The following is a 2,500-nucleotide window of genomic DNA, read 5'->3' as shown; positions in this document are numbered from 1 at the left end:
TTTAAGTCCTGTGTGTCTGCCAATTCCACCACCCCGGCAGGACTTATTTGTGGAGCGGAAGACGAGGTTCGAACTCGCGACCCCCACCTTGGCAAGGTGGTGTTCTACCACTGAACTACTTCCGCGCATTATGAAATTAAATGGTGCGGGTGAAGGGACTTGAACCCCCACGTCGTAAAGACACTAGATCCTAAGTCTAGCGCGTCTGCCAATTCCGCCACACCCGCATGTGTGTATTTAAAATGGTGAGCCATGAAGGACTCGAACCTTCGACCCTCTGATTAAAAGTCAGATGCTCTACCAACTGAGCTAATGGCTCGAAAATGGTGCCGGCAAGAGGACTTGAACCCCCAACCTACTGATTACAAGTCAGTTGCTCTACCAGTTGAGCTACACCGGCAACATATTCATGGTGGAGGATGACGGGATCGAACCGCCGACCCCCTGCTTGTAAGGCAGGTGCTCTCCCAGCTGAGCTAATCCTCCATTGATATAACAGCCTGGCAACGTCCTACTCTCACAGGGACAAAGTCCCAACTACCATCGGCGCTAGAGAACTTAACTTCCGTGTTCGGTATGGGAACGGGTGTGACCTCTCTGCTATCGCCACCAGACATATTATATTATACAACATTTTTGAAAAAAAGCAAGACTTTTTTATCTTGTTCTCTCAAAACTAGATAACATTTTTCGCTGAGTACTTCGTGTACTATCATTTTGGTTAAGTCCTCGATCGATTAGTATCAGTCAGCTACACACGTCGCCGTGCTTCCACCTCTGACCTATCAACCTGATCATCTTTCAGGGATCTTACTAGCTTGCGCTATGGGAAATCTCATCTTGAGGGGGGCTTCATGCTTAGATGCTTTCAGCACTTATCCCGTCCACACATAGCTACCCAGCGATGCCTTTGGCAAGACAACTGGTACACCAGCGGTGTGTCCATCCCGGTCCTCTCGTACTAAGGACAGCTCCTCTCAAATTTCCTACGCCCACGACGGATAGGGACCGAACTGTCTCACGACGTTCTGAACCCAGCTCGCGTACCGCTTTAATGGGCGAACAGCCCAACCCTTGGGACCGACTACAGCCCCAGGATGCGATGAGCCGACATCGAGGTGCCAAACCTCCCCGTCGATGTGGACTCTTGGGGGAGATAAGCCTGTTATCCCCGGGGTAGCTTTTATCCGTTGAGCGATGGCCCTTCCATGCGGAACCACCGGATCACTAAGCCCGACTTTCGTCCCTGCTCGACTTGTAGGTCTCGCAGTCAAGCTCCCTTGTGCCTTTACACTCTACGAATGATTTCCAACCATTCTGAGGGAACCTTTGGGCGCCTCCGTTACTCTTTAGGAGGCGACCGCCCCAGTCAAACTGCCCACCTGACACTGTCTCCCAGCCCGATCAGGGCTGCGGGTTAGAATTTCAATACAACCAGGGTAGTATCCCACCGACGCCTCCACCGAAGCTAGCGCTCCGGCTTCTCAGGCTCCTACCTATCCTGTACAAGCTGTACCAAAATTCAATATCAGGCTACAGTAAAGCTCCACGGGGTCTTTCCGTCCTGTCGCGGGTAACCTGCATCTTCACAGGTACTATAATTTCACCGAGTCTCTCGTTGAGACAGTGCCCAGATCGTTACGCCTTTCGTGCGGGTCGGAACTTACCCGACAAGGAATTTCGCTACCTTAGGACCGTTATAGTTACGGCCGCCGTTTACTGGGGCTTCGATTCAGAGCTTCTCCCAAAGGATAACCCCTCCTCTTAACCTTCCAGCACCGGGCAGGCGTCAGCCCCTATACTTCGCCTTGCGGCTTCGCAGAGACCTGTGTTTTTGCTAAACAGTCGCCTGGGCCTATTCACTGCGGCTCTCTCGGGCTATACACCCTACCAGAGCACCCCTTCTCCCGAAGTTACGGGGTCATTTTGCCGAGTTCCTTAACGAGAGTTCTCTCGATCACCTTAGGATTCTCTCCTCGCCTACCTGTGTCGGTTTGCGGTACGGGCACCTCCCGCCTCGCTAGAGGCTTTTCTTGGCAGTGTGGAATCAAGAACTTCGGTACTATATTTCCCTCGTCATCACAGCTCAGCCTTATGATGAGCGGATTTGCCTACTCATCAGCCTAACTGCTTGAACGCGCATATCCAGCAGCGCGCTTACTCTATCCTCCTGCGTCCCCCCATTACTCAAACGGCGGGGAGGTGGTACAGGAATATCAACCTGTTGGCCATCGCCTACGCTTTTCAGCCTCGGCTTAGGTCCCGACTAACCCTGAGCGGACGAGCCTTCCTCAGGAAACCTTAGGCATTCGGTGGACAAGATTCTCACTTGTCTTTCGCTACTCATACCGGCATTCTCACTTCTAAGCGCTCCACCAGTCCTTACGGTCTAGCTTCGCAGCACTTAGAACGCTCTCCTACCACTGACATCTAAGATGTCAATCCACAGCTTCGGTGATACGTTTAGCCCCGGTACATTTTCGGCGCAGAGTCACTCGAC

6 tRNA genes and 2 rRNA genes (2 of these 8 only partly in view) are annotated in these 2,500 nt (G+C 52.4%); all 8 read right to left on the bottom strand.

Annotation, left to right across the window (positions count from 1 at the left end):
• A tRNA-Leu gene (locus tag MKZ18_RS00205) sits at positions 1–38 on the bottom strand; it reaches 51 nt to the left of the window's first position.
• 12 nt (positions 39–50) lie between these two features.
• A tRNA-Gly gene (locus tag MKZ18_RS00200) sits at positions 51–125 on the bottom strand.
• A gap of 16 nt (positions 126–141) precedes the next feature.
• A tRNA-Leu gene (locus MKZ18_RS00195) sits at positions 142–227 on the bottom strand.
• A gap of 16 nt (positions 228–243) precedes the next feature.
• Positions 244–319, bottom strand: a tRNA-Lys gene (locus MKZ18_RS00190).
• Positions 320–324: 5 nt separating this feature from the next.
• Positions 325–400 (bottom strand) — tRNA-Thr (locus tag MKZ18_RS00185).
• A 10-nt stretch (positions 401–410) separates the two neighbouring features.
• Positions 411–486, bottom strand: a tRNA-Val gene (locus MKZ18_RS00180).
• A gap of 12 nt (positions 487–498) precedes the next feature.
• Positions 499–614, bottom strand: a 5S ribosomal RNA gene (gene rrf, locus MKZ18_RS00175).
• A gap of 103 nt (positions 615–717) precedes the next feature.
• Positions 718–2,500, bottom strand: a 23S ribosomal RNA gene (locus tag MKZ18_RS00170) (it continues 1,152 nt past the right edge of the window).

It is taken from the genome of Priestia sp. FSL W8-0001, assembly GCF_038050335.1.
Lineage (GTDB): Bacteria > Bacillota > Bacilli > Bacillales > Bacillaceae_H > Priestia > Priestia flexa.
This window is presented reverse-complemented; position numbering and strand designations above follow the sequence as displayed.